The sequence below is a fragment of the Streptomyces candidus genome, from assembly GCF_014207445.1.
GTDB classification, from domain to species: domain Bacteria; phylum Actinomycetota; class Actinomycetes; order Streptomycetales; family Streptomycetaceae; genus Streptomyces; species Streptomyces candidus.
In genome coordinates this window covers 287,817-312,690 of record NZ_JACHEM010000002.1, presented here as the reverse complement: position 1 = coordinate 312,690, position 24,874 = coordinate 287,817, and the positions used below count along the sequence as shown (strand labels likewise).

Here is a 24,874-nt window from a genome sequence, read left to right as displayed (position 1 = left end):
CGCGCCGGTCGGCGGCGCGGCCCGGAAATGACTCCTCTTCCGTTTCTTCTTCGCCGCCGTCCTGTTCTCTTTCCCCGTGGCTCTGCTCTCTCCGGCCATCAGGTGAAATCAGCGCCGTGCCTTCGAGACGGTGCAGGGACCGATGACACAGAAGCCCCGAATGCGGGTACGTAGGTTCGCATGACGCCGACCTCCACCTATCGCCTCCAGCTGCAGCCCTCCTTCCCGTTCTCGGCCGCCGAGGAGACGGTGCCGTACCTGGCCGCCCTCGGGGTCTCCCACCTGCACCTGTCGCCCGTACTGGAAGCCGTGCCCGGCTCGACGCACGGATACGACGTGGTGGACCACGCGCGCGTGCGCGAGGAGCTGGGCGGCGAGGAGGGACTGCGGTCGCTCTCGCGCACGGCCCGCGCCCACGGTCTTGGCCTGGTCCTGGACATCGTCCCCAACCACATGGCCGTCCCCGCCCCCGAACACCTCAACGGACCGCTGTGGGAGGTGCTGCGGGAGGGCCCGGCCTCCCGGTGCGCCGACTGGTTCGACGTGGACTGGGAGGCGGGCGGCGGGAAGGTGCTGCTGCCCGTGCTGGGCGGCCGGCTCGGCGACGAGCTGGAGCACCTGCGCGTCTCCGCCGAGGAAGGGGTGCTGCGCTACTTCGACCACGCCTTCCCGTTGCGCGAGGGCACCGAGAAGCTGCCGCTGCCGGAGCTGCTCGACGCCCAGTTCTACCGGCTGGCGTGGTGGCGGCTGGCCCGCACCGAGCTCAACTACCGCCGCTTCTTCACCATTTCGGACCTGATCGGGGTACGGGTGGAGAACCGGGAGGTGTTCGCCGCCTCGCACGCGAAGATTCTGGAGCTGGTGCGGGACGGAGTCGTGGAGGGGCTGCGGATCGACCACCCCGACGGCCTCGCCTCCCCCGGCGACTACCTGCGGCAGCTGTCCGAGGCCACCACGGACGCGGTGGACGGCTCGGGCCGCACGGTGTGGACGGTGGTGGAGAAGATCCTCACCGGCGAGGAGCGGCTGCCCGCCGACTGGCCGGTCGCCGGGACGACGGGGTACGACGCCCTGCACAGGATCGACGGGGTGTTCAACGATCCCACGGGCGCGGACGAACTCACCGAACTCTACCGGGCGTTCGCGGACCCGCTCGGCGACCGGGGCGGCTACTGGGCCGCCACGACCCGCCGCGCCGCGTACCGCGTCCTCACCCACGAACTGGCGTCGGAGACCGCGTACCTGGTGCGCACGGCAGCCCGGATCTGTGCGGCGGAACCGGGGCTGCGCGACCACGCCCCCTGGGCGCTGCGCACCGCCCTGCGCGAGCTGCTCGTACGGATGCCGGTGTACCGCCCGTACGTCGCGGCGGGCGGGCCCACGCCCGAGGAGGCGGAGGCGACGCTGCCGCTCGACGCCGTACGCGAGGCGAAGGCGGTGTTCGCCGTGCCGGAGGAGGCCGACGCGGTGGACGTCGTGCGGGAGCTGGCGCTCGGGCGGCTGGGCTCGGGCCCCGACCACCGGGCGTTCTGCGCGCGGTTCGCGCAGACCTCGTCGGCGCTGCGGGCGAAGTCGGTGGAGGACACCGCTTTCTACCGGTACGTGCCGCTGCTGTCGGCGACCGAGGTGGGCGGGGACCCCGGGCGGCCCGCCGTCGCGCCCGACGAGTTCCACGCGTTCTGCGCGCGGCTGGCCCGGGACTGGCCCGCCACCGGGACGGTCCTGTCCACGCACGACACCAAGCGCAGCGGGGACGTACGGGCGCGGCTGGCGGTGCTGACGGAGTGCCCGCGGGAGTGGGCGGGGCTGCTGGACCGGGTGGCGGGAGCCGCGGTGCCGCCGGACCCGCACGCGGCGTGGGTGGCCTGGCAGACCGCTGCCGCGTTCCCGGAGGCGGGTGCGGACCGGCTGGTTCCGGCGCTGCTGAAGGCGGCACGCGAGGCGGGGCTGCACACCAGCTGGACGGAGCAGGACGCGGCGTACGAGCAGGCGCTGGAGACGTTCGTGCGGACGGGTCCCGGCGGCTCGGTGCGCTACGAACTATCCCTGTTCTCCCGCGAAGTGGCCCCCTTCGTGCGAGCCAACGTCCTGGGCGCGGCACTGGTGCACCTCACGATGCCGGGGGTGCCCGAGCTGTACCAGGGCACGGAGCGGGAGTACCTGGCGCTGGTCGACCCGGACAACCGGCGTCCGGCCGTGTTCGACGTCGCGGCGCTCGCACGCGCGGACGGGAAACCGGGCCCGTTCGGCGCGAAGGTGCCGGCCGGCCTCTCGGACGAGAAACTGGCCCTGACGGCGGCGGCACTGCGGCTGCGCCGTGACCGCCCCGACGTCTACGGCGAGACGGCGACGTACACCCCGCTGTCCGCCCGTGGCGCGTCCGCCGGCCACTGTCTGGCGTTCGTCCGTTCCGGCGAGGCGATCACCGCGGTCACCCGGCTGTCGCGGCGCCTGGCGGAGGCGGGCGGCTGGCTGGACACGGTGCTGGAACTGCCGGAGGGGCGGTGGGCGGACCGGCTCGGGGAGGGGCGGGTATTCGAGGGGCCGGTACTGCTGGCGGAGCTGTTCGCGGAGCGTCCGGTGGCGCTGCTGGTGAGGGCGGGCGCCGACGCCTGCTGAGGTACGGAGCGCCCGTCGGCGCCCTGACGGGGCCGGACGGCGTACGGGAGACGACCGGGTCAGGTCACGGACAGCCGGAAGGACATCCTGCCGAAGCTGACCTGGTCGCCGTCGTTGACGACGGCGGCCCCGGTCACGCGGCGTCCGTTCACACAGGTGCCGTTGGTCGAGCCGAGGTCCCGGAGGATCCAGATGCCGCCCTGCTGCATCAGTTCGGCGTGCCTGCGGGAGACGGTCTCGTGACTGAGCCGCAGGCCGTTTCCCGCGTCGCGGCCGATGCGCAGCGGGATCGGCCCCGGCTCGGGGAACAGCAGCTTGGGGAGCCGCTCGGTCGTCCACGCCCGACGCAGTCGCACGGTGAACGCGGAGGCGCGGCTGACCGCGGTGAACATCTTGCGGGACCAGCGCCCGTCGGTGTCCAGGTCGCTGGTGAGAGCCGCGAGTTCGGCGGACTGGCGCGCGGCGAGAGCCAGTTCCATCCGGTACAGGAAGGTGTCGTGGGACAGCTTGCCCTGGGCGGCCCCCTCGCGCAGCAGCGCGAGCGCGCGGTCCCGCTCGGCGTCGGAGAGCCGAGCCGGGTACGTATGGGGCTCGTAGGAGGGCGTCACAGGGAGATTGTCGGGCCGAGGGGGCTGAGGTGTCCAGCAGACGGGGCGTCCCGCCCGCGGCGGCGGGGCGACCGCCCGACGGCCGAAGGGCAGGGCCGGACGTCGGAGGACAACCACCGGGCAGCACCGGACAGCAGCGGACAGCACGCGGACGATTGCCGGAGAGCCGCGCGACGGCCGGAGGCAGGCTGCCGGACGGCCGTCCGGCGCGAAAACTCTCGTCCGGCGACTCGTGACCGCTGCTACCGTCCGTTCGCCGACGTCACCCGCACAGTCCGTGCGGGCGTCCCGTGCGCGACCCGGCACTCTCTCTTTCACTGGAGCACTGTTGTCCATAGTTTTCCGCCCGCTGGCAGGTCCCGAAGAGCTCGGCCTGTTCTGCCGGCTGTCCTACTCCCTCGACCACGAACTGGCCGACGACCTGGCGCAGGGTCGCCGCCGCCCGTCCTGGATGTGGGTCGCGGTGCGCGAGGGCCGGGTACTGGCGCGGGTCGCCTGGTGGTCCGGCCGGGGCGGTGACACTCCGCTGGCCCTGGACTTCTTCGATCTGGACGACACCCTTCCGGAGCCGGAGCGCAGCGGGATCGGGCGCGAACTGTTCGTCCGGGCGGCGGAGGCGGTCCTTCCGGAGGATGTCGGCACGTGGCCGGAGTACAGCCGTTACGTTCCCGCCGACTGGCGCGAGAACGATGCCGCGCGCGACGCCGTCGAAGCCCGGATGCGAATTCTGGAGTCGGCCGGCGCCCGGCTGCTGGTGGAGCGTCTGCGGCTGGAGTGGAGGCCGGGGGCTCGCGTCGCCGAGCCGTCTGGTCGCCTCGTGTTCCGCCCGGTGGCCGATCGCGAGGATCTGCTCGCGCTGATGACCCCGGTGATGGAGGGCACCGTCGACGCGCACGGCCTGGCCGATATCGCGTCCGGGCTGGACTTCCGGCAGGCCGCGGAGCTGCACTACGACGACGAGCTCGCGCACTTCACGTCGCCGCGGTCCTGGTGGCGGATCGCCGAACTCGCCGACGGCGGCGGCCCGGTGGGCTTCGTGGTGCCCGCCCGCAACAACTACCACCCGATCATCGCGTACGTCGGCGTACTGCCCGTCCACCGGGGCAACGGCTACATCCACGAGATCCTGGCCGAGGGAACCCGCGTCCTGGCCGCCGAGGACGTGCCGCGCATCCGTGCGGCGACCGATCTCGGGAACGTACCGATGGCCGAAGCATTCGCGCGCGCCGGTTACGTGAACTTCGAGCGGGCACTGAATATGTCCTGGGGCCTGCCGGGCTGACCGGGCTCGTCGCGGCCCACGACGGAGAGGGAGCCGCCAGTGCTGTTCGAGGTGTGGGCACCAGAGGCACGGGAGCGGGTCGAGCTGCACCTGCCGCGTGGGGACGCCGGTGCGACCTGCGCCATGGAACGCGATCCGGTACGGGACGGCTGGTGGGCCGTCAGCGCCCCGGCGGCCGACGGCAGCCGTTACGGGTTCGCACTGGACGGCGGCCCGGTCCGGCCCGACCCGCGTTCACGCCGCCAGCCCGACGGCCCGGACGGGCTGAGCGCCGTCGTCGAGCACGGTACGTACGACTGGCGGGTCCCGTGGGACGGGCGGGGGCTGCCGGGCGCGGTGCTGTACGAGCTGCACGTCGGCACCTTCACCCGGGAGGGCACCTTCGACGCCGCGGCGGGGCGGCTCGCGCACCTGGCGGAGCTGGGGATCACCCATGTCGAGCTGATGCCGGTGTGCCCGTTCCCGGGGACGCACGGGTGGGGCTACGAGGGGGTGTCCCTGTGGGCGGTGCACGAACCCTACGGCGGCCCCGACGGGCTGAAACGGTTCGTCGACGCGGCCCACGCCGCCGGGCTCGGGGTGGTCCTCGACGTGGTGCACAACCACCTCGGCCCGTCCGGCAACTACCTCCCCCTGTTCGGCCCGTACTTCACCGAGACGCACCACACCCCGTGGGGCGCGGCGGTCAACCTGGACGCACCCGGTTCGGACGAGGTACGCGCGTACCTCCGCGAGAGCGCGCTGTCCTGGCTGCGGGACTACCGGCTCGACGGCCTGCGGCTGGACGCCGTGCACGCCCTCGCCGACACCAGGGCCCTGCACTTCCTGGAGGAGCTGTCGACGGCCGTGGACACGCTCTCCGGCGACCTGGGCCGGCCGCTGTTCCTGATCGCCGAGTCGGACCAGGGCGACCCGCGCACCACCACCCCGCGCGCGGCCGGCGGTCTCGGCCTGCACGCCCAGTGGAACGACGACTTCCACCACGCCCTGCACACCGCCCTCACCGGCGAGTCCCAGGGCTACTACGCCGACTTCGCGGCCGATCCCCTCCGGGCGCTGACCAAGACCCTCACCCGGGCGTTCTTCCACGACGGCACGTACTCGACGTTCCGGGGCCGCACGCACGGCCGCCCCCTGAACCGCGCGACGACGCCCGCCCACCGCTTCCTGGGGTACGCGCAGACGCACGACCAGATCGGCAACCGGGCGCTCGGCGACCGGCTGTCCGCCTCGCTCTCCCCCGGACTGCTGGCCTGCGCGGCGGCGCTCGTCCTGACGAGTCCGTTCACGCCGATGCTGTTCATGGGAGAGGAGTGGGGGGCGCGCACGCCCTGGCAGTTCTTCACCGATCACACCGATCCGGAGCTGGCGGAGGCGGTACGCAACGGCAGGCGCCGGGAGTTCGGCGCGCACGGTTGGGCGGAGGAGGACATCCCGGACCCGCAGGACCCGCGTACCCGCGAGCGGTCCTGCCTCGACTGGTCGGAACCGGACGGCGAACCCCACGCGCGCCTGCTGGCCTGGTACCGCGAACTGATCGCGCTGCGTCGCTCCCACCCGGACCTCGGCGATCCGGACCTGGCGGCGGTACGGGCGGCGCACGCGACGAACGGGGCGGGCCGCTGGATCGCGTACCGCCGGGGCGACATCCGGGTCGCGGTGAACCTCGCCGAGGACCCGGCGACGATCGGACTGGGCCGCAACGGGCGCTGCCGGGTACTCGCGGAGTGGGAGCCGGTGGAGGCGCCGGGCACGGACGGGGTGCTGGTGCTGCCGCCGGAGTCGTGCGTGGTGCTCGGCAGCTGACTCGCCCCTTGCCGTTCGCGCCGCTTGCTGCGCGGCGGGCGGCGAGGCAGCGCGAAGTCCACTCGCCCCCACGGTGGCCGCCGCCCGACGGGATCCGCGCGTCGCTCAGCGGCGGCCACCGCCCCACGGGTAGAGCACGAGCACCAGAACGAGCGCCGTGACGCCGAGGACGACCAGGGTGGCGAACCAGTCCCGGCCGCCGCCGTTCCGTCGCCCCTCGGGCCAGGCCCGCCAGCCGTCGGGCCTGGCCGGTACCCGTTTCCGGCGGCGGCCCCAGCGCCGTCCCTGCCGCCGGGCGGCCTCTTCGTCCTGGAGGCGCAGCCGTTCGGCGACCATGCGGGCGCGTGCGGACGGCTCCTTGGGGGCGCCGGCCCGGATGCGGGCCTCGCTGTCTCGCTCGAACTGTTCCCACACGTCGTCGGGCAGTGACGGTTCCGGCTGCTCCGTGCCGGTCGGGGGGTCGCTCACGGCAAGGTCCTCTCGGCCGGGAAGGGAGGCGTTCGAACGAAGGTGCGGAAATTCTATAGCGGGCCACTGACAGAGGGCAGGGAGCTGCGCGCACAGGACGGGAAGGGGGCGCCACCCCGGTTGGGCCCCCGGAAAGGGGCCCCGACACGTCACCTCGCCCGGCCCAGCTCCTTGCGGAAGAGCTCCAGCACGTTCCCGCCGAGCACCTTGCGCACGACGTCCTCCGGCACGCCCCGCGCCAGCAGCGCCTCCGTCACCAGCGGCAGACCGCGCGGCCCGGACAGCCCCGGCAGCGAGAGCCGGAAGCCTTCGGGGACCTTCTCCTCGCAGCAGCGCGGCAGCGTGTCGTGGTCGACCTCCTCGATGAAGTCGGCGCCGACGCCGACATGGTCCGGGCCGACCACGTCCAGCACGTGCAGGAAGTGGTCGGCGAGCCGGTCGACCGTCTGGTCGGCCGGGTCCGCCGCCACGAACTCCGGGAAGAAGTTCACGCAGACGGTGCCGCCGGTGGCGGCGACGCCGCGCAGCTGCTCGTCGGTGAGGTTGCGGTGGTGGTCGCGCAGGGCACGCGCGGAGGAGTGGGTGGCCATGACGGGCCGGGTGGCCAGTTCCAGGACGTGGGCGACGCCGGAGGCGCTGAGGTGCGAGACGTCGTAGAGCATCCCGAGGCTCTCCATGATCCCGAGGGCCTCCACCCCGGCCTCGGTGAGCCGGCTGCCGGTGGCGTCCTCGCCGCTGCCGTCCGCGAGCGGGGTACGGCTCCAGTGGGCGAGCGAGGCGACTCGTACGCCCAGCCGGAAGAGGGTCGGGAACAGCTCCACGCTCGCGTCCACACCCGGTGCGCTCTCCAGAGCAAGGACGAGGGCGATCTTCCCGGCGGCGTGCGCGGCGTCGATGTCGTCCCCGTCGAGACACAGGCGTACGGCGTCCTGGTTGCCCTCGGCGATCGTATGGGCGCACTCGATCATGCGAAGGGTCTGCCGGAGGGCACCCTCGGGGCGGTACGCGTCCCCGATGAAGACCGGAAGGACCTGGAGGTCGACCCCGCCCTCCCGCAGCTGCGGCAGCCAGCGCTCGCGGAAGAAGGCCGCCCAGCGCTTCGGGGGCCGTGCGGTGACGGCTATGAGGAGATCGTTGTGGGCGTCTGCGACGACGGCGTGGTGGTGCAGTTCGAGGGACACGGGAGCCAAGGCTAGGCGCGCCGGGCGTCCGCGTCGACGGGGATTTCTCACACCGCCCTGACCTCTGCTTCTTCCTGGCAAACCTCCTCTGACCTGCGCAAACACTGCTTCGCGCAATTCTGTGCGCGGCCTTGATCATGCGACTCGGACAGGTAGGGTCGGGGGTCTCCGACACCTCGTACGCCTCCCGGGCAGCTCCGTGCCCCGGGCCGCTTCGCCGTGCCGTACGCCCAGCAGCCCCTCCCCCTCGACGGAAGGCACGTACCCGTGGCCGATCAGCCGTTCACGCACCTGCACGTTCACACCCAGTACTCGCTCCTGGACGGTGCGGCCCGGCTCAAGGACATGTTCAAGGCGTGCGGCGAGATGGACATGTCGCACATCGCCATGACCGACCACGGCAATCTGCACGGCGCGTACGACTTCTTCCACCAGGCGAAGAAGGCGGACATCACCCCGATCATCGGCATCGAGGCGTACCTAGCCCCGGAGTCCCGCCGGCACAACAAGCCGGTGAAGTGGGGCGCCCCGCACCAGAAGGGCGACGACGTCTCGGGCGCGGGCGCGTACACGCACATGACGATGTGGGCGCGGAACGACACCGGTCTGCACAACCTCTTCCGCGCCCAGTCCCGGGCCAGCCTGGAGGGCTTCTTCCGCAAGCCGCGCATGGACCGGGAACTGCTCCAGGAGTACGGGGAGGGCCTGATGGCCACCACCGGCTGCCCGTCGGGCGAGATCTCCACCAAGATCCGGCTCGGGCAACTGGACGCGGCCGTCAAGGCGGCCGGGGAGTTCCAGGACATCTTCGGCAAGGAGAACTTCTTCGTCGAGCTGATGGACCACGACATCGACATCGACCGGCGGGCCCGCGCGGGCCTGCTGGAGGTCGCGAAGAAGCTCGACGCGCCGTTCGTCGTCACCAACGACTCGCACTACACGTACGCGCACGAGGCCGCCGCGCACGACACCCTGCTGTGCATCCAGACCGGCTCGAACATCTCCGACACGGACCGCTTCAAGTTCGACGGCTCCGGCTACCACCTCAAGACGGCTGCGGAGATGTACGCGATCGACTCGTCCGACGCGTGGCTGGAGGGCTGCCGCAACACACAGCTCCTCATCGCGGACCGGGTCGACACCTCGGGCATGTTCGAGCCGAAGAACCTGATGCCCAAGTTCGACGTGCCGGACGGGTACGACGAGGTGTCGTGGTTCCGCGAGGAAGTACGCATCGGAATGAACCGGCGCTTCAACGGCCACGTGCCCGAGGACCGCCAGAAGCTCGCCGAGTACGAGATGGGCATCATCATCGAGATGGGCTTCCCGGGGTACTTCCTCGTGGTCGCCGACTTCATCATGTGGGCGAAGAACAACGGGATCGCGGTCGGTCCCGGCCGTGGCTCGGCGGCCGGCTCGATCGTGGCCTACGCGATGGGCATCACCGACCTCGACCCCGTCCCGCACGGTCTGATCTTCGAGCGCTTCCTCAACCCGGAGCGCGTCTCGATGCCCGACGTCGACATCGACTTCGACGAGCGCAGGCGCGGCGAGGTGATCCGGTACGTCACCGAGAAGTACGGTGCCGACAAGGTCGCCATGATCGGCACGTACGGCACCATCAAGGCGAAGAACGCCATCAAGGACTCCGCCCGCGTCCTGGGCTACCCGTACGCGATGGGCGACCGCATCACCAAGGCGATGCCCGCCGACGTCATGGGCAAGGGCATCGACCTCAACGGCATCACGGACCCCAAGCACCCCCGTTACAGCGAGGCGGGCGAAGTACGGGGGATGTACGAGAACGAGCCCGACGTCAAGAAGGTCATCGACACCGCGCGCGGCATCGAGGGCCTGGTCCGCCAGATGGGCGTGCACGCGGCCGGCGTCATCATGTCCAGCGAACCGGTCATCGACCACGCCCCGGTGTTCTCGCCGAAGAACGACGGCGTCGTGGTCACCCAGTGGGACTATCCGAGCTGCGAGTCGCTCGGCCTGCTGAAGATGGACTTCCTGGGCCTGCGCAACCTGACGATCATGCAGGACGCCCAGAAGGCCATCAAGGGCAACAAGGGCATCGACCTGGAGCTGCTCTCGCTGCCTCTGGACGACGGCCCGACGTACGAACTCCTGGCGCGCGGCGACACCTTGGGCGTCTTCCAGTTCGACGGCGGGCCCATGCGGTCCCTCCTGCGCCTGATGAAGCCGGACAACTTCGAGGACATCTCCGCGGTGTCCGCGCTGTACCGGCCCGGCCCGATGGGAATGAACTCCCACACGAACTACGCCCTGCGCAAGAACAAGCAGCAGGAGATCACGCCGATCCACCCGGAGTTGGAGGAGCCGCTCTCCGAGGTCCTCGGCATCACCTACGGACTGGTGGTCTACCAGGAGCAGGTGCAGAAGGCGGCGCAGGTCCTCGCGGGCTACTCGCTCGGCCAGGCGGACCTGCTGCGCCGGGCGATGGGCAAGAAGAAGAAGGAGGTCCTGGACAAGGAGTTCGTCCCCTTCCGGCAGGGCTGCCGGGAGCGCGGCTACTCCGACGAGGCGATCCAGGCGGTGTGGGACGTCCTGGTGCCCTTCGCGGGCTACGCGTTCAACAAGGCGCACTCGGCGGCGTACGGCCTGGTGTCGTACTGGACCGCCTACCTGAAGGCGAACTACCCCGCCGAGTACATGGCCGGTCTTCTCACGTCCGTCAAGGACGACAAGGACAAGATGGCGCTGTACCTCAACGAGTGCCGGCGCATGGGCATCAAGGTGCTGCCGCCGGACGTCAACGAGTCGGCCGGCAACTTCACCCCGCAGGGAGACGACGTCATCGTCTTCGGCCTCACCGCCGTCCGCAACGTCGGCCAGAACGTCGTCGACTCGATCGTCAACTGCCGCAAGGCCAAGGGCAAGTACTCCTCCTTCCCCGACTACCTCGACAAGGTCGAGTCGGTCGTCTGCAACAAGCGCACCACGGAATCCCTGATCAAGGCGGGCGCCTTCGACGCCATGGGCCACACCCGCAAGGGGCTGTCCGGCGTCTTCGAGAACATGGTGGACGCGGTTGTCCAGGTGAAGCGGAAGGAGGCCGAGGGCCAGTTCGACCTCTTCGGCGACCTGGGCACGGACGGCCCCGACGACTCCCCCGGTTTCGGCCTGGACACCCCGATCGGCGACGTCGAGTGGGACAAGTCCTTCCTGCTCGCCCAGGAACGCGAGATGCTCGGCCTGTACGTGTCCGACCATCCTCTCTTCGGCCTGGAGCACGTCCTGTCCGACAAGGCGGACGCGGCCATCGCCCAGCTCACCAGCGGCGACTTCTCCGACGGAGCCGTCACCACCATCGGCGGCCTGATCACCGGCCTGCAGCGCAAGATGACCAAGCAGGGCAACGCGTGGGCCATCGCGACGGTGGAGGACCTGGCGGGCTCCATCGAGTGCATGTTCTTCCCGGCGACCTACCAGCTCGTCTCGACCCAGCTCACCGAGGACACCGTGGTGTTCGTCAAGGGGCGCCTGGACAAGCGCGAGGACATCCCGCGTCTGGTCGCGATGGAACTCCAGGTCCCGGACATCTCCGACGCGGGCCGGGACGCCCCCGTCGTCCTCACCATCCCCACCGTGAAGGTCACCCCGCCCATGGTCGGCAAACTCGGCGAGATCCTCTCCCACCACCGGGGCGACACGGAGGTCCGCATCAAGCTCCAGGGGCCGCGCAACACGACGGTCCTGCGTCTGGACCGCCACCGGGTCAAGGCGGACCCGGCCCTCTACGGGGACCTGAAAGTACTGCTGGGCCCGAGCTGCCTGCAGTAGGACGAGCCGGGGAGCGCAGAGGGGGCCCTGCACACCCCAGGCCCCCGCTGCCCCGGAGAACGCGCGACCTCGACCCAGCGGCCCCTCGCCGTCGCCCGCCTTCCGCGACGTGCCGTGATCACTCCGTCCGTGCCGCGATCAGCCGCGCGCACTCCATCGGCCCGCTGCGCGCGGTGTCCACCTCGAAGCCGTACCGCACGCCCTCGTGCACCGGCTCGGCCTGCCCGGCGGCCATTCCGGCGGTACGGTCCCCACGGCCCGCCTCCCGCGCCGCCGCCACCGGGGCCGCGCACCGTACGCCGACCCACAGCACCTCGACGTCGTCGCCGATCGCCTTGAGCCACCGCGCCTGCGACTCTGCGCCCCCGAGGAACACCTCGTCGACGACGACCCGCGCCCCGGCCCGCGCCATCGCGACGACACCGGCGATCCACGCCTCCTCCAGCCGCCGGAACTCGGCCCCGACCGCCACCGTGCCGTCCGGCGCGAACCCGATCCCCGCGTCCCCCTCCCGCAGCGATGCGGGCAGGGCGTCGACGAAGGTGTCCACACTCAGGGACAGCCACGAACCCGGCAGCACCGCCTGGAGGCACTGGGCGATACTGGTCTTCCCCGAGCTGGAACCACCGTTGAGAACGATCATCTGGGTCTTCATCGGGCCAAGGTAGACCCCGGCGGGCAGCACCGGAGCGGGGCCCGGTACGCCGGAGCGGCTCGCGCGCCGGGCGCACAGGGAGCCGGGGCCCACGCCCGGAAGACCGCGTCGTCGGGTCCGTGGCGCGTCGGCGTGCCGTCGTGCCGGTCGTGTCACCCCTTCCGGGCATGAATATGCGCCAAAGGGCAGCAGGCGGCCCCGGGATCTGCTGGTATGGGTCCGGTCACGGGCGGAAGTGATCTTGGGTTGCGGTGTGCGGGGTAGGGGCCGGGTCGCGGCGTACGGCACCCTTACGGTTGCCGTCCCGAGTCCGACGCCCGACCCCGCACCACGCCACACGCGCCACGTACCAAGGGAGCGAACACACCGATGAGCCTGGCCCAGCTTCACTACACCGCGGCCTCCGGGTTCACGGCGGTCAGCCCCGAGGTCCCGCGCACGCTGCTCGACGAGGCGGAGGAAGCACTCGCCGCCTTTCCCGCCTCCGCCTTCTCCCTCACCCAACTCTCGGACGGCAGCCGCCTGTTGAGCCGTACTACGACGGATCCCGAGACCGGTGCCGCCCACACCCATGCCGTCCACCTCCCCGCCGGCACCCGGCTGCCCGGCGGCGCCCTGCCGGTCACGGCGTGGGACTCGCCGCGCTGGGCTCCGCTCGCTCCCGCCCCCGGCTCGACCCCGTCCCCCCTGGAGGCCCTGACTCCGGCAGCGGGCTTCTTCGACCGGGAAGGACTCGCCGGATTCGCGGCGGGGCGCGGCCCTCGTCTGGCGGGCGTGCTGGCGGACGTCCGGCGCCTCTGCGAGGACCCCGGGGCGGAACAGGTGGTGCTGATCGAGGAGAACCCGGCGGACATCGCCCGCTGGGTGGCGGTGGTGGGCGCCGCCCTCCCGCGCGAGCACGCGCACGCGCTGACCTTCACGACGTACGCGGAACGCCCGGAGCACGCACTGCAACAGATCATCGGCACCTCGCCGGACGTGGTGTTCCCGGCGGCAGAGTTCCGCGTGCACGGGCCCGGGGCCGCCGACGTCCGCGAGGACGCCTGGGCCGTCGTCACCGCCCAGGTCTGGCTGGCCGGCCGCCCCGAACTCTTCAAGCGTGCCGCCGCGCAACCCTCCTTCGAGGAGGGAGAGTTCGCGGCCGGGCCGCTCGCCGCGACGGCCCTCAGTGCCGGGGTCCCCCTCGACTCCCGGGGCCGCACCGCGGCCGCCGCCTGGGCGCTGGAGCACGCCGACGGGCTGGACGCGGGCGACTGGCCCGCCCTGCTCGGCGCACTCTGCGCCCCTGTCCCCGGCTCGCGCCCGGACGGCGAACTGGCAGCGCTGGACCGCCTCGCGGCGCGCATCGACGGCAAGGTGGCGGCCGAGACGCTGGCCCCGCTGACCGCGCTGCTCGCCTCCGTGGACGACGACCCGGCCGCCGTCCCCGAACTGGCCCGCAGGCTCGCCCACGAACTCCTCGCCGACCCGGAGCGGGCCCGCAGTGCCGCCGTGCGCGAGGCGCTCGCCCAGCACGGTTCGCTGCACGCCCAGCTGCTCGTCCACCTGGACGAGCTGGCTCCGGACAACCCGTTCTCGCTCGTACGTCTCCTGCACACCGCGGACCTGGTGCCGGGCGTCCCGGAGGGCCTGCCGCACCTGCGGATGTGCGCCGCGTACCCGGAGCCCGGCACGTCACGGGCGGTCCCGGAGGACCGCGAGTCGACCCTCCACACGGTGCTGCGTGCCGCCGGGGTCTCCCCCATGGTCGAGCCGCTCGTCCTGCGCACCGGATTCCGGCTCGTCTGGCCCGGCGATCTGCTCCCCACCCCGCAGGAGGCCCGCTGGATCCTCGGCGAGACGGGCTCGGACGCACACCGCACGGCGGGCACCTACCAGGAACTGATCCGGGCCGCCCTCGAAGGCCCCGCCGACGACCCGGACGTCGCACCGCTGGCCGCCGACCTGATCCGCTGCTTCCCGCACGAGATCGACGCCCGTGAGCTGGGTGCGCTGCGCCTGCTGGAGTTCGCCGAGTCGCTGGCCGAGGGGCGGGCGGGAGCGGGCCCGGTGGCCACCGCGCTCACCCTGCGTTCGGCGGCCCACCCCGTCGAACCGACCGTGCTCAGCAGGGTGTTCGGCCTGCTGGCCCGCGACCTGCTCGCCGAGCAGCGGCCCCCCGGTGAGCTGTCCGCGCTGGCCCGCTCGGCCGATCCCGATCTCCTGGGCGCGTACGCGGCCACCGCCCGCAGCGCCCCCCTGCTGGAGCGGCTGCGCACCGCCCCGTCGTACGCCGCCGACTGCTTCGTCGCCTGGACCTCGCACACCGGCGCGAGCCCGCTGTGGGACGACACCCGCGCCGCGCTATTGGAGGACGTCCTGCGCCCGGCGCTCCAGCACATGACGGGTCGTGAGCTCGCCGCTGTCGGGGAGCACTTGGACCGTGCGGGCGGCAGCCACGCCTCGGACTTCCGGGCCTGGCACCGACCGTCGGGCGGCACGCTGGGGAGGCTGGCGCGACGCTTCGGCCGACGCTGAGGCACGGCGCATTCGGCGCCCGGCCCAACTCCGCCCCCGTACCGGGTCAACCGGTACGGGGGCGGGCTGCCACTCAGTGGCTGCCACCACAAAGGCGGTTGCCTCAGTGGCAGTTGACGTTCTCGGCCTTGGTGCGTTCGCCCTTGCCCTTCCAGGTGCAGGAGTCCACGCGCCGGCCCGCCGCGTTCAGCAAGGTCGCGGTCTCCGTGCCGCTGTTGTTCCAGACGTATGCGGCGCGGCCCTTGTAGCGGTGGTCCCAGTGCACGTTCGCGGCCGTGTTGCGTCCGCTGCCCGTCCGCAGGGTCACCGTCTTGCCCGCGCCGAGCGAGAGGGCACGGAAGGTGTACGTCCAACCGGCCTTGTCGCGTACTTTGTAGCCCTTGAGCTGGACCGCGTAACGGGTCCCGTTGTGGATCTGGACGTACTCGGAGTTCCGGCTCGCCAGCGAGCCGTTGTCCGCGCCCGCGCCGTTGTACTGGATCCACCCGAAGTGGACGCCCCCCTGGTGACTCGGTGCCGCCTGGGCCGGAGCCACCGCACACACGAGCAGCCCGGCCACCCCTGCCGCTACCGGCACAGCCGCCCGTATGCCGTTACCACGAAACATTCAAACCCCCATTCACGAAACCCACACACTGTGGGCTTCGGAACCACATGTCATCACAAGGCGGCTCGCGCAGAAGGCGTTTCGGCAAACAGGGCCCCCTGATCGACGAAGTCGACGCGAACGATCCCCTCGCGGTCGAACTCCTGCGCGCGGCTTTCGAAGCGTGACTGCGCGATCCGAAGACCGCTGCCGAACCCAAGCCGCAGGGAACGCCCCACGTCGGGCTAATACCGGACCGGCCTCCGCACGTCGAACCGGATCAGCGTGCCCGGCACAGCCTGGGCTGCCGCCGGGAGACGGTCCTCGGGCACCACGCCGATCACCGGGTAGCCGCCGGTCACGGGATGGTCGGCGAGGAAGACGACCGGAAGGCCGTCCGGGGGCACCTGGACCGCGCCCCACACCATTCCCTCGCTGGGCAGTTCGTCGTGGCGGGCCCGCGTGAGAACGGGACCTTCCGTGCGGAGGCCGATGCGGTTGGCGGACGGAGACACGCGGTAACCGGAACTCGCGAGGGTGCGCAGCGCGTCGGCGGTGAACCAGTCGTGGCGAGGACCGAGGAGCAGCGGGAGGACCAGTTCGGCGGGTGGGGCCTGCCAGGGCACGGAGTCCGGCGCGGGTGGCACGGCGTGCGCACGCCCGAGAGGGAGGACGGCCCCGGGGGCGAGAGGGGCGGGGCCGAGGCCGGAGAGCAGGTCGGTGGAGCGGCTGCCCAGGACGGCCTCGGCACACACCCCGCCGGCGAAGGCAACGTACGCACGGAGTCCGGCAGTTGGCCGCCCGATGTCGAGGAGGGCACCGTCGGGGACCCGTACCGGGGCTCCCCAGGGGGCGGGGCGGCCGTCGACGCGCACGGGAGCCGGTGCGCCGGTCACGGCGACGGTCACCGGCGTACGGGCACGGACCCGGACCGTCACGCCGTCCAGGGTCGTCTCCAGGACGGCGGTCTCCGGAGGGTTGCCCACGAGCCGGTTGGCCAGCCGGTGGGCGGGCGGGTCGAGCGCTCCGGAACGCGGAACGCCCAGGTGGGCGTGGCCGGGGCGGCCCGCGTCCTGCACGGTGGTGAGCGCTCCCGGGCGTACGACGTCCAGGGCCGCGGGACCTTCCGGAGCTTCAGCGGTGTTCTCGGTGCTCACCGACCGGCCTCCTCGGTGAAGCGGACCCGGGTGCCCGGGGCCAGCAGGGCCGCTGGTTCGCGGCGCGGGTCCCACAGGACGGCGTCGGTGGTGCCGACGAGCTGCCAGCCGCCGGGGGACGAGCGGGGGTAGACCCCCGCGTACTCCCCGGCGAGGGCGACCGACCCGGCGGGCACGGCGGTACGCGGGGTGGCCCGGCGCGGCAGGTGGAGGGCGGCGGGCAGTCCGCTGAGGTAGCCGAAGCCGGGGGCGAATCCGCAGAAGGCGACGCGGAGTTCGAGTGCGCCGAGGGTGTGCGGGACCCGGTCCGGTGACATGCCCCAGAGGCCGGCCACCTCGGCGAGATCGGGGCCGTCGTAGCGCACCGGGATCTCGATCAGCGGGCCCTCGTCGGCGGTGAGTGGCGGGATGCGCCAGGTGCGTACTTCGGCGGCGATGGACTGCGGGTCGGCGAGTCCGTCGACCAGCACGGTCCTGGCAGCCGGGACGATGTCGCGAATCCCGGGCAGCACACCGGCGGCGCACCGGCGCAGAAGTTCCGCGTGAAAGGCCTGGGCCTCGGCGAGACCGGCCAGCTCGATGAGCAGGGCGTGGGAGCCCATGGGGCGGATGTGCAGGGGAGCGGACGAGGCGTCGGTGGCGTGCGTACCGCTGGTGCTCACGCGAGAGCCTCCCGCTGCATGCCGTCAAGGGGCGGCACGGCCGCTTCAGGCAGGGCGCATGCTCCTGTGCCCCGAGGGTCCTCCTGCGGACTGCTGCCCGCACGCGGCGGTGCGACTCTTCCGTGCGGGGCGGGTGCCGCCGTGCCTCGGGGGCGGACTCGGGCAGGACACCTCATTGCCAAAGCTTTGTACTCGATCACGCGAAGGCCTCCAACTTGACTCCCGCTCGGCGCAATTCGTCCCGCACGCGCCCGGCCAGCCGCGCCGCGCCCGGGGTGTCGCCGTGCAGGCAGAGCGAGCGCGCCCCCACCGGCACACTTTCGCCCGTCAGCGCGGTGACCGCACCCCGTGTGACCATCGCGACCGAGCGGGCGACCACCGCGTCCGGTTCGTGGATCACCGCGCCCGGCTCGCGGCGGGACGCCAGGGTGCCGTGCGCGGTGTAGGCGCGGTCGGCGAACGCCTCGGCCACAGACCTGAGTTGCCGCCTCTCGGCCTCCGCGAGGAGCGCCGAACCGGGAAGGCCGAGAACGGGGAGGTCGCCGCCCGCCATCCGCACCCCGGCGACGACGGCGGCGGCCTGCTCCGCGTCGGCGACGGTGCGGTTGTAGAGCGCGCCATGGGGCTTCACGTAGGCGACACGGGATCCCGCCGCACGGGCGAAGACCTCCAACGCACCGATTTGGTAGGCGACTTCGGCCGCGAGCTCGTCCGACGGCACGTCCATCGCCCGGCGCCCGAAGCCCGCCAGGTCGCGGTACGACACCTGGGCACCGATCCGTACCCCGCGCTCGGCGGCCAGCTCGCACACCCGGCGCATCGTCACGGGGTCGCCCGCGTGGAAGCCGCAGGCGACGTTGGCGCTGGTGACGACGGACAGCAGCGCTTCGTCATCGGTGAGGGTCCAGCGGCCGAAGCCTTCGCCGAGGTCGGCGTTGAGGTCGATCACGCCGCCCGGCTCGGGCTCGGCCAGTACTTGAGCTGCGCCGGTCATGCTCGCTCCTCCGCCTGGGCGTTGAGTGTGTCGAGGATCAGTTGCCGCGAGTCGGCGAGGTAGCTCGTCAACTCCGCTTCGGCAGCGCTGAGTTCCGATCTCCGGACGAGTTCGGCGATGGCCCGGTTGCGGCCCACGAAGGGTTCGTGGAGGTGGGCCGGGGAGGGCATATCCTGGAAGACCAGCCGGAGTTCGGCGAGAATCGCACTCATGTAGCAATCCGTGCGCGGACTGCCCGCGAGGGCGGCGAGCGCGCGGTGGAAACGGATGCCCGCGTCGGCGACATGCGGCCAGTCACCGTTCGCGGCGGCCTTCTCGCCCTCCTCGACGGCACGCAGCACCTCGGCGAGAAGTGGTGGCGATGCCTGGCCCGCCGCCCGTACACCTGCCGTCTCCAGTGCGCAGCGCACTGCGTAGATGTCCACGATGTCAGCCGGGGCCGGGACGCGTACGAACACGCCCCGGTTGAACTCGTGCACCACCAGCCGCTCGTGCAACAGCAGCCGGAAGGCCTCGCGCACGGTGTTGCGCGAGACGCCGTACGCCTCGGCGAGCGCCGCCTCGGGCAACTGCTCCCCGGGCTTCAGGCCGCCCCCGGCGATGCGGTCGCGCAGAGAGGCGGCGACGCGCTGGGCGGTGCCGGCTCCGTGTTCCGCGCCTGCGGCTTCGCTGAGCCTCACGATTCCTCCTCGATCGTTCGCCGTTCCCCGGACGCGCGCCGTTCCACGGTCGTCGGCCGCGCCCCGGACGTCGGCCGCGCCCCGGACGTCGGCCGCGCCCCGGACGTCGGCCGCGCCCCGGACGTCGGCCGCGCCCCCGGACGTCAGCAGTATCCCGGCCGTCGGAAGACCGTACTCCGGAAAGCATTGTGGGATTGTTGAGCAATACCTTACTGTCACCGGGATCCGCTGGTCCGTTATTCGGCACTCGGCGTCCGGCAGCCCGTACCCGGCCGGAGCAACCGAGCGCCCGGAGGGGGACCCAGACCGACCGACTGGAAGGCGGGCGACTCGTGATCGTCCTTCTCGGGTCGTCGTGGTGATCGCAGGTTTCGCCACCCGACGCAATCCCCTGCTGGTGGTCGGCTTCGCCGGCATAGCCACCGGCCTGCTCGGCGGCCTGTCGCCGCGCGAGATGCTCGCCTCGTTCGGCGAGGGCTTCGCCTCCAGCAGATCCGTGACGATCTTCGTGATCACGCTGCCGGTGATCGGCCTCCTGGAGCGCTACGGGCTCCAGGAGCAGGCCCGCCGCCTCATCTCCCGCTTCACCAAACTCACCACGGGCCGCTTCCTCACGCTGTACCTCGGCCTGCGCCAGATCACCGCAGCGCTCGGCCTCGTCAGCCTCGGCGGCCCGGCGCAGACCGTGCGCCCGCTCGTCGCGCCGATGGCGGAGGCCGCAGCCGAGAAGAAGTACGGGACGCTGCCGGAGAAGTGGCGCGAGAAGGTGCGTTCGCACTCCTCGGGCGCCGACACCGTGGGCCTGTTCTTCGGCGAGGACTGTTTCCTCGCGATCGGCTCGATCCTGCTCATCACGGGTTTCGTGAACACCACGTACAACCAGCACCTCGAACCGCTGCACCTGGCCCTGTGGGCGATCCCCACCGCCGTCTGCGCCTTCTTCATCCACGGTGCACGCCTGCTGCGGCTCGACCGCCAGATGGCCCGCGAGCTCACGGCCGGCCCCGGCGCCGCCGACGCCTCCGCCGCCGCCGAACAGGAGACGGCCAAGTGATCAAGGCAGAGTGGTTCTACTGGCTCATCGGCGCCATCTTCCTTGTGATGGCGGCTCAGATGTTCGTGGACCGCACGAATCCCAAGCGTTTCGGCACGGCCGCCTTCTGGGGCCTGCTCGGCGTCGGCTTCGTCTACAGCACCTGGGTGGCCGACAAGTCGCTGCCCGCCGAACCCCTGGGCGTCCTCGTTCTGGTCATGATCCTGCTGGCGGGCTGCGGCTTCACCGGACGCGGCAAGGTCAGCACCACGACGCCCGAGCAGCGCACAGCCTCCGCCCTCCGCCTCGGCAGCAGGCTCTTCATTCCGGCGCTGACGATTCCGGTCGTGGCGATGCTGTGCGCGACGCTCCTGAAGAAGATGCACGTCGATGGGAAGCCGGTCTTCCAGGAGGGCAGCGAGACCATTCTGGGGCTCGGCATCGGCGCGCTGGTCGCGCTCGGCGTCGGAATGTTCCTGCTGCGCGAGAAGCGGATCACCGTCCCCGTGCACGCGGGACGCAACATGCTGGAGGCCATGGGCTGGGCGATGCTGCTGCCGCAGCTGCTCGCCGTGCTGGGCTCGATCTTCCAGGAGACGGGTGTCGGCACCCAGGTCGGCAAGATCACCGAGGCCGTCCTGCCGAGCGGAATGATCTACGTTTCGGTCCTCGTCTACTGCCTGGGCATGGCCCTCTTCACGGTCATCATGGGCAACGCCTTCGCCGCCTTCCCGGTGATGACGGCGGCCATCGGCTGGCCGGTCCTCATCCAGTCGGGCGGCGGCGATCCTGCGGTGGTCCTGGCGGTCGGCATGCTCTCGGGCTTCTGCGGCACGCTGTGCACACCGATGGCCGCGAACTTCAACCTGGTTCCGGCGGCCCTGCTGGAGCTGAAGGACCAGTACGGCCCGATCAAGGCGCAGATCCCGACGGCGGGCGCGCTGCTGGTCTGCAACATCGCGATCATCTCGCTCTTCGCCTTCTGACCTTCGTGATCTGCCCCGGGCCGGGCCCACACCCGACCCGACCCGACCGCACGTAAGGAGTTGCCCATGTCCTCCCTCCCCCGCGTCCTGCTCGCCGGCTTCGAGCCCTTCGGCGGCGAGGACGTGAACCCGTCCTGGCAGGCGGTCTCCCTGGTACGGGACACCCCGCCCGAGGGCGTCGAGCTGCGCGCCGTACGCCTCAGCTGCGTCTTCGGCCGAGCCAACGACGAACTCCGCGCGGCGGTGGCCGGCTTCGTCCCCGATCTGGTCCTGTGCGTCGGCCAGGCGGGCGGTCGCCCGGACCTCACCGTCGAGCGCGTCGCCGTCAACGTCGACGACGCCCGCATCCCGGACAACGCGGGCAACCAGCCCGTCGACGAGCCGGTGGTGCCGGGCGGCCCGGCAGCTTACTTCGCCCCGCTCCCGGTCAAGGCGTGCGTGGCGGCGGTACGGGAGGCGGGCCTGCCCGCATCGGTCTCCCAGACGGCAGGCACCTTCGTCTGCAACCACGTCTTCTACGGCCTGGCCCACCTTGCCGCCACCGAAATCCCCGGCCTGCGCGGCGGTTTCGTCCACGTCCCGTACGCCCCGGAACAGGTCACGGCCCGCGCGCTGCCCTCCCTCCCCGTCCCCTCCATGGCGGATGGCCTGCGCGCGATCATCACGGCAGCGCTGACGACGGAGACGGACCTGAGGGTCGCGGAAGGGGCGACGCACTGAGCACCTCCCGGTGCGGCGGCCGTTGCTCACCAGAGGTCGACCTCGGCGCGTACCGTCTTCCCGCCGGGCTCCCGGTCGTGCACGGACCACCGCGGTCCTGCGCATCGAGGTGTCGGACGCGCGCGGCGAGCGGCGGCCTCCGGGGCGGGAACGCTCCCCGCGCCCGGATCCGACGCGGACTGCGGGCGCGGGCTCCTGCTGGTCGAGGCGCTGGCCGACCGGCTGACGGCATCCGCGGGAGGCCGAAGAAAGCGTTGATGACGTCATTCCGGCGTTCGTAGCGGGGCGCGAGTCGGTGACTCCTCCACCGCCAGGAGGCGACAGCACACTCTGCCTCACACCGCCACCACAAGAACGTCCGGCGGATTCAGCACCGCCAGATAGGCACGGATGTCGTCCGGGTCGCTGGTGAAGATCACCGCGCTGCCATGACGGGCCGCGGCGAGCGCGACCCACAGGTCCACCGCGTCGGGCCGCTTCTTCGGCGCCGGAGCAGCGTGCCCCTGGGCCGTACCGATGCGCCTCCAGTCGGCAAGGTCAGGTCCCGTCGCACAGGCGATGCACTCCGGGCGTCCGACGCGGGTCTCGCGCATCGGCGGCTCGGAAGCCCGTGACTGGGGTACGGAGCAGTCCTTGAGCGCACCAGAGATCATGTGGACCAGAGCCGGGTGCGGGCGCCAGACCTGCGCGAGCACCGGCCCCAGGACCAACGCACGATGCGGGGCCGCACGGAGCCCTTCGTGCAAAGCCACCGCCTTGGCCTCGCGGTCGGCGAGGGCGATCAGCGTTCCGGTGTCGTACCGGAACGCGCACGCTCACGCGGCCCGCCCCCGGGCGCTCCCGGACTGCTCCGCGCCGAGCACGAGGGCAAGGGCTTCCTCCACTTCCCGCTGCTCCGACGCGGTCAGGCCCACCGACGCAGCCTCCGAGGTCGTCGGCAGTGCCTTGGCCTCTGTCTCCGCCCGTGCGATCAGTCCGTCCACGCCGGCGAACTGCTCCTCTATGGCATCGGTCTCAGCCATCTGCCGGGTGGCCGCGTGCACCAGGTACGCCGACACGTCCATGCCCGCCTGATCCGCGTGCTCCCTGATGCGCTCGGCATGTTGCTGATAGAGGCTGATGCTGATCCGGGTCTTGGCCATGGGATCAGTGTCATACGCGTATTACTTTGGTGAGCGCGGAAAATGCCCGCACAGAGCTTCCTGTGCGGGCATCGGTCGGGTCTTGTCATCCAACGACGGTCAGCCCTCGCTCGGCGCCAACCGCAGCGAGATCGAGTTGATGCAGTACCGCTGGTCCGTCGGCGTCGGGTAGCCCTCGCCCTCGAAGACGTGGCCCAGGTGGGAGCCGCAGCGGGCGCAGCGGACCTCGGTGCGGACCATGCCGTGGGAGGTGTCGGAGATCAGCTCGACGGCGTCCGTGTCCTTGGGGTCGTAGAAGGACGGCCAGCCGCAGTGGGACTCGAACTTGGTGGTGGAAGTGAAGAGTTCGGCGTTGCAGGCGCGGCAGGAGTAGACGCCCGTGGTCTTCGTGTCGGTGTACTCGCCGACGAAAGCGGGCTCGGTGCCGGCCTGGCGCAGGACGGCGTACTCGGCCGGGGTCAGTTCCTCGCGCCACTGCTCGTCGGGCTTCTCGATGTCGTACGGCATGACAGGTGTCCCCATTCTTTTCTTGCTGCTGCGCGTGGCCTACTTCTGCGCGAGGCGGTCCAGGATGTGCGGTCCCAGGTCCGTCACGTCGCCCGCGCCCATGGTGAGAACCACGTCGCCGGGTCGGGACATTCCCGCGATCACGTCGGGGACGGTGGAAGCGTCGGAGACGGCGGTCACCTCGGCGCCCGCCTCCTTCGCCGCGTCGATGATGACGGCGCTGGTGACGCCGGGGATCGGGTCCTCGCGGGCCGGGTAGATGTCGAGGACGACGGAGGCGTCCGCGAGGGCGAGCGCCTCGCCCATCTCCTTGCCGAGTTCCTGGGTGCGGGAGAAGAGGTGGGGCTGGAAGACCACCAGGAGGCGCGAGTCCGAGGAGTCGGAGGCGGTGGCTCCGCGCATGGCCTCCAGGTCGGCGGTCATCTCGGTGGGGTGGTGCGCGTAGGAGTCGACGACCTGGACGCCCTGCTCCTCGCCCTTGAGCTGGAGGCGGCGCTTGACGCCGGTGTACTTGCCGAGGGCGGAGGCGAGATTGTGCGCGGGCAGGCCGAGCGCGACGCCCGCGGCGAGGGCGGCGACCGCGTTGTGGGCGTAGTGCGCGCCGGGGACGGAGACCGTGAAGGTGAGGAACTTGCCGTTCATCAACACGGTGACCTCGCTGGACAGGCCACGCGGGGTGATCTTGTGGACCCGTACGTCGGCCTGGGCGGAGTCGCCGTAGGTGACGACGTTGAGGAGGTCGTTGCCGCGAAGGCGCTGGGCCAGCTCGACCGCGCCCGGCTGGTCGGCGTTGATGACGAGGGTGCCGCCGGGGACGATCTTGCCCGCGAAGGTCTCGAAGGACTCGTAGATCTCGTCCATGGACGCGTAGTTGGCGTGGTGGTCGAGTTCGACGTTGAGGACGATCGCGACCTGGGGGTCGTACTTCTGGAAGCTGCGGTCGCTCTCGTCCGCCTCCGCCACGAAGATGTCGCCCCCGCCGTGCAGCGCGTTGGTGCCGGGGCCCGCGAGGTCGCCGCCGATGGCGTACGAGGGGTCCAGGCCCATCTCGGTGAGCGCGACGGCGAGCATGGAGGTGGTGGTGGTCTTGCCGTGGGTGCCGGCGACGGCGATGGCGCGCGTGCCGTCCATGAGGGAGGCCAGCGCGTCGGAGCGGTGCACGACGGGGATGTCCAGCTCGGCGGCGCGGACGAGTTCGGGGTTGTCGTCGCGGATCGCGGACGACACCACGACACTGGTGGCGTCGTCCGCGAGGTTGCCCGCCGCGTGCCCGATGTGGACGGTGACGCCCAGCTCGCGCAGGGACTGGGCGGTGGCGGACTCCTTGGCGTCGCTGCCCGCCACCTTCGCACCGCGCTGGGCGAGGATCTTCGCGATGCCCGACATTCCGGCGCCGCCGATGCCGATGAAGTGCGGTCGGTCCAGGGCGGTGGGGATGCCGGGTGCCATGCGTTCTCCAGGATC

General features: G+C 71.6%; 21 protein-coding genes and 2 pseudogenes. 9 read left to right on the top strand and 14 right to left on the bottom strand.

The genetic code is table 11. The features are described from left to right. Positions 1 to 180 precede the first annotated feature (180 nt). A complete protein-coding gene (treY, locus tag HNQ79_RS04380) occupies positions 181 to 2,619 on the top strand; it encodes a malto-oligosyltrehalose synthase (RefSeq protein WP_185027064.1) in 2,439 nt (812 codons plus the stop codon). A 59-nt stretch (positions 2,620 to 2,678) separates the two neighbouring features. Here the strand turns inward: treY and HNQ79_RS33190 are convergent, their stop codons facing one another. Continuing rightward, positions 2,679 to 3,227 (bottom strand): FHA domain-containing protein, encoded by a 549-nt coding sequence (locus HNQ79_RS33190; protein ID WP_185027063.1) that lies wholly within the window; start codon positions 3,225 to 3,227, stop codon positions 2,679 to 2,681. Positions 3,228 to 3,561: 334 nt separating this feature from the next. Between HNQ79_RS33190 and HNQ79_RS04370 the strand changes: the two genes are divergently transcribed. Then, entirely contained in the window at positions 3,562 to 4,509 is a 948-nt protein-coding gene (locus HNQ79_RS04370) for a GNAT family N-acetyltransferase (RefSeq protein WP_185027648.1), read from the top strand. Positions 4,510 to 4,548: 39 nt separating this feature from the next. After that, positions 4,549 to 6,315, top strand: coding sequence for a malto-oligosyltrehalose trehalohydrolase (gene treZ / locus HNQ79_RS04365; RefSeq protein WP_185027061.1), 1,767 nt, complete (start codon positions 4,549 to 4,551; stop codon positions 6,313 to 6,315). A gap of 105 nt (positions 6,316 to 6,420) precedes the next feature. Here the strand turns inward: treZ and HNQ79_RS04360 are convergent, their stop codons facing one another. Both HNQ79_RS04360 and HNQ79_RS04355 read right to left on the bottom strand, forming a co-directional pair. After that, positions 6,421 to 6,783 (bottom strand): hypothetical protein, encoded by a 363-nt coding sequence (locus tag HNQ79_RS04360; RefSeq protein ID WP_185027059.1) that lies wholly within the window; start codon positions 6,781 to 6,783, stop codon positions 6,421 to 6,423. Positions 6,784 to 6,932: 149 nt separating this feature from the next. Beyond that, positions 6,933 to 7,964: a dipeptidase gene (locus tag HNQ79_RS04355; RefSeq protein WP_185027057.1), complete on the bottom strand. Its 1,032-nt coding sequence runs from the start codon at positions 7,962 to 7,964 to the stop codon at positions 6,933 to 6,935. 267 nt (positions 7,965 to 8,231) lie between these two features. Here HNQ79_RS04355 and dnaE point away from each other — a divergent pair, with 267 nt between their 5' ends. After that, positions 8,232 to 11,771, top strand: a complete 3,540-nt coding sequence (gene dnaE, locus HNQ79_RS04350) for a DNA polymerase III subunit alpha (protein ID WP_185027055.1) — start codon at positions 8,232 to 8,234, stop codon at positions 11,769 to 11,771. Positions 11,772 to 11,889: 118 nt separating this feature from the next. On the opposite strand, the gene cpt is transcribed toward dnaE, so the two are convergent. Beyond that, complete coding sequence (gene cpt / locus HNQ79_RS04345) at positions 11,890 to 12,426, bottom strand: chloramphenicol phosphotransferase CPT (RefSeq protein ID WP_185027053.1); 537 nt, start codon at positions 12,424 to 12,426, stop codon at positions 11,890 to 11,892. 369 nt (positions 12,427 to 12,795) lie between these two features. Here cpt and HNQ79_RS04340 point away from each other — a divergent pair, with 369 nt between their 5' ends. After that, positions 12,796 to 14,943 (top strand): GTPase-associated protein 1-related protein, encoded by a 2,148-nt coding sequence (locus HNQ79_RS04340; protein WP_185027051.1) that lies wholly within the window; start codon positions 12,796 to 12,798, stop codon positions 14,941 to 14,943. A 103-nt stretch (positions 14,944 to 15,046) separates the two neighbouring features. Here HNQ79_RS04340 and HNQ79_RS04335 read toward each other — a convergent pair whose 3' ends face one another. From HNQ79_RS04335 to HNQ79_RS04310, 6 genes are all read right to left on the bottom strand, one after another. Beyond that, complete coding sequence (locus HNQ79_RS04335; RefSeq protein WP_373312466.1) at positions 15,047 to 15,520, bottom strand: lamin tail domain-containing protein; 474 nt, start codon at positions 15,518 to 15,520, stop codon at positions 15,047 to 15,049. Between the two features lie 83 nt (positions 15,521 to 15,603). Beyond that, on the bottom strand, positions 15,604 to 15,768 hold the full coding sequence (locus tag HNQ79_RS04330) for a hypothetical protein (RefSeq protein ID WP_185027047.1): 165 nt from the start codon (positions 15,766 to 15,768) through the stop codon (positions 15,604 to 15,606). 6 nt (positions 15,769 to 15,774) lie between these two features. After that, positions 15,775 to 16,686: a 5-oxoprolinase subunit C family protein gene (locus HNQ79_RS04325; RefSeq protein WP_185027045.1), complete on the bottom strand. Its 912-nt coding sequence runs from the start codon at positions 16,684 to 16,686 to the stop codon at positions 15,775 to 15,777. Then, on the bottom strand, positions 16,683 to 17,288 hold the full coding sequence (locus tag HNQ79_RS04320; RefSeq protein ID WP_185027646.1) for a 5-oxoprolinase subunit B family protein: 606 nt from the start codon (positions 17,286 to 17,288) through the stop codon (positions 16,683 to 16,685). The genes HNQ79_RS04325 and HNQ79_RS04320 overlap by 4 nt, the downstream gene beginning before the upstream one ends. 256 nt (positions 17,289 to 17,544) lie before the next feature. Next, positions 17,545 to 18,342, bottom strand: coding sequence for a LamB/YcsF family protein (locus tag HNQ79_RS04315; protein ID WP_185027043.1), 798 nt, complete (start codon positions 18,340 to 18,342; stop codon positions 17,545 to 17,547). Beyond that, positions 18,339 to 19,022: a GntR family transcriptional regulator gene (locus HNQ79_RS04310; RefSeq protein ID WP_229923206.1), complete on the bottom strand. Its 684-nt coding sequence runs from the start codon at positions 19,020 to 19,022 to the stop codon at positions 18,339 to 18,341. Before HNQ79_RS04310 ends, HNQ79_RS04315 begins: the two co-directional genes overlap by 4 nt. A gap of 332 nt (positions 19,023 to 19,354) precedes the next feature. Here HNQ79_RS04310 and HNQ79_RS04305 point away from each other — a divergent pair. The 4 genes and pseudogenes from HNQ79_RS04305 to HNQ79_RS34735 form a co-directional block, all read left to right on the top strand. Next, positions 19,355 to 20,076 (top strand): annotated as a pseudogene (locus HNQ79_RS04305) (DUF969 domain-containing protein). Beyond that, positions 20,073 to 21,041 (top strand): DUF979 domain-containing protein, encoded by a 969-nt coding sequence (locus tag HNQ79_RS04300; protein ID WP_185027041.1) that lies wholly within the window; start codon positions 20,073 to 20,075, stop codon positions 21,039 to 21,041. The pseudogene HNQ79_RS04305 and the gene HNQ79_RS04300 overlap by 4 nt, the downstream one beginning before the upstream one ends. Before the next feature lie 66 nt (positions 21,042 to 21,107). Next, the gene (gene pcp / locus HNQ79_RS04295) at positions 21,108 to 21,761 is read left to right on the top strand and encodes a pyroglutamyl-peptidase I (protein ID WP_185027039.1); all 654 of its coding nucleotides are present in this window, start codon (positions 21,108 to 21,110) and stop codon (positions 21,759 to 21,761) included. A 64-nt stretch (positions 21,762 to 21,825) separates the two neighbouring features. Continuing rightward, positions 21,826 to 22,019: pseudogene (locus tag HNQ79_RS34735) on the top strand (ATP-binding protein); the annotation flags it as partial. A 77-nt stretch (positions 22,020 to 22,096) separates the two neighbouring features. On the opposite strand, the gene HNQ79_RS04290 reads toward HNQ79_RS34735, so the two are convergent. From HNQ79_RS04290 to murC, 4 genes are all read right to left on the bottom strand, one after another. After that, positions 22,097 to 22,513 carry a hypothetical protein gene (locus HNQ79_RS04290; protein ID WP_229923207.1) on the bottom strand — a complete coding sequence of 139 codons (417 nt, stop codon included), beginning with the start codon at positions 22,511 to 22,513 and terminating at the stop codon, positions 22,097 to 22,099. A 63-nt stretch (positions 22,514 to 22,576) separates the two neighbouring features. Then, positions 22,577 to 22,903 carry a hypothetical protein gene (locus tag HNQ79_RS04285; protein ID WP_185027037.1) on the bottom strand — a complete coding sequence of 109 codons (327 nt, stop codon included), beginning with the start codon at positions 22,901 to 22,903 and terminating at the stop codon, positions 22,577 to 22,579. Positions 22,904 to 23,002: 99 nt separating this feature from the next. Further along, complete coding sequence (gene msrB / locus HNQ79_RS04280; protein WP_185027639.1) at positions 23,003 to 23,410, bottom strand: peptide-methionine (R)-S-oxide reductase MsrB; 408 nt, start codon at positions 23,408 to 23,410, stop codon at positions 23,003 to 23,005. A gap of 39 nt (positions 23,411 to 23,449) precedes the next feature. Then, complete coding sequence (murC, locus tag HNQ79_RS04275; RefSeq protein WP_185027035.1) at positions 23,450 to 24,859, bottom strand: UDP-N-acetylmuramate--L-alanine ligase; 1,410 nt, start codon at positions 24,857 to 24,859, stop codon at positions 23,450 to 23,452. Between the last annotated feature and the right edge of the window lie 15 nt (positions 24,860 to 24,874).

Excerpts from the sequence above, each read along its gene's own strand:
- treY (WP_185027064.1), top strand. The coding sequence starts at position 181 with ATGACGCCGACCTCCACCTATCGCCTCCAGCTGCAGCCCTCCTTCCCG.
- cpt (WP_185027053.1), bottom strand. The coding sequence starts at position 12,426 with ATGAAGACCCAGATGATCGTTCTCAACGGTGGTTCCAGCTCGGGGAAG.
- HNQ79_RS04340 (WP_185027051.1), top strand. The coding sequence starts at position 12,796 with ATGAGCCTGGCCCAGCTTCACTACACCGCGGCCTCCGGGTTCACGGCG.
- HNQ79_RS04320 (WP_185027646.1), bottom strand. The coding sequence starts at position 17,288 with ATGGGCTCCCACGCCCTGCTCATCGAGCTGGCCGGTCTCGCCGAGGCC.
- HNQ79_RS04315 (WP_185027043.1), bottom strand. The coding sequence starts at position 18,342 with ATGACCGGCGCAGCTCAAGTACTGGCCGAGCCCGAGCCGGGCGGCGTG.
- pcp (WP_185027039.1), top strand. The coding sequence starts at position 21,108 with ATGTCCTCCCTCCCCCGCGTCCTGCTCGCCGGCTTCGAGCCCTTCGGC.
- HNQ79_RS04285 (WP_185027037.1), bottom strand. The coding sequence starts at position 22,903 with ATGGCCAAGACCCGGATCAGCATCAGCCTCTATCAGCAACATGCCGAG.
- msrB (WP_185027639.1), bottom strand. The coding sequence starts at position 23,410 with ATGCCGTACGACATCGAGAAGCCCGACGAGCAGTGGCGCGAGGAACTG.
- murC (WP_185027035.1), bottom strand. The coding sequence starts at position 24,859 with ATGGCACCCGGCATCCCCACCGCCCTGGACCGACCGCACTTCATCGGC.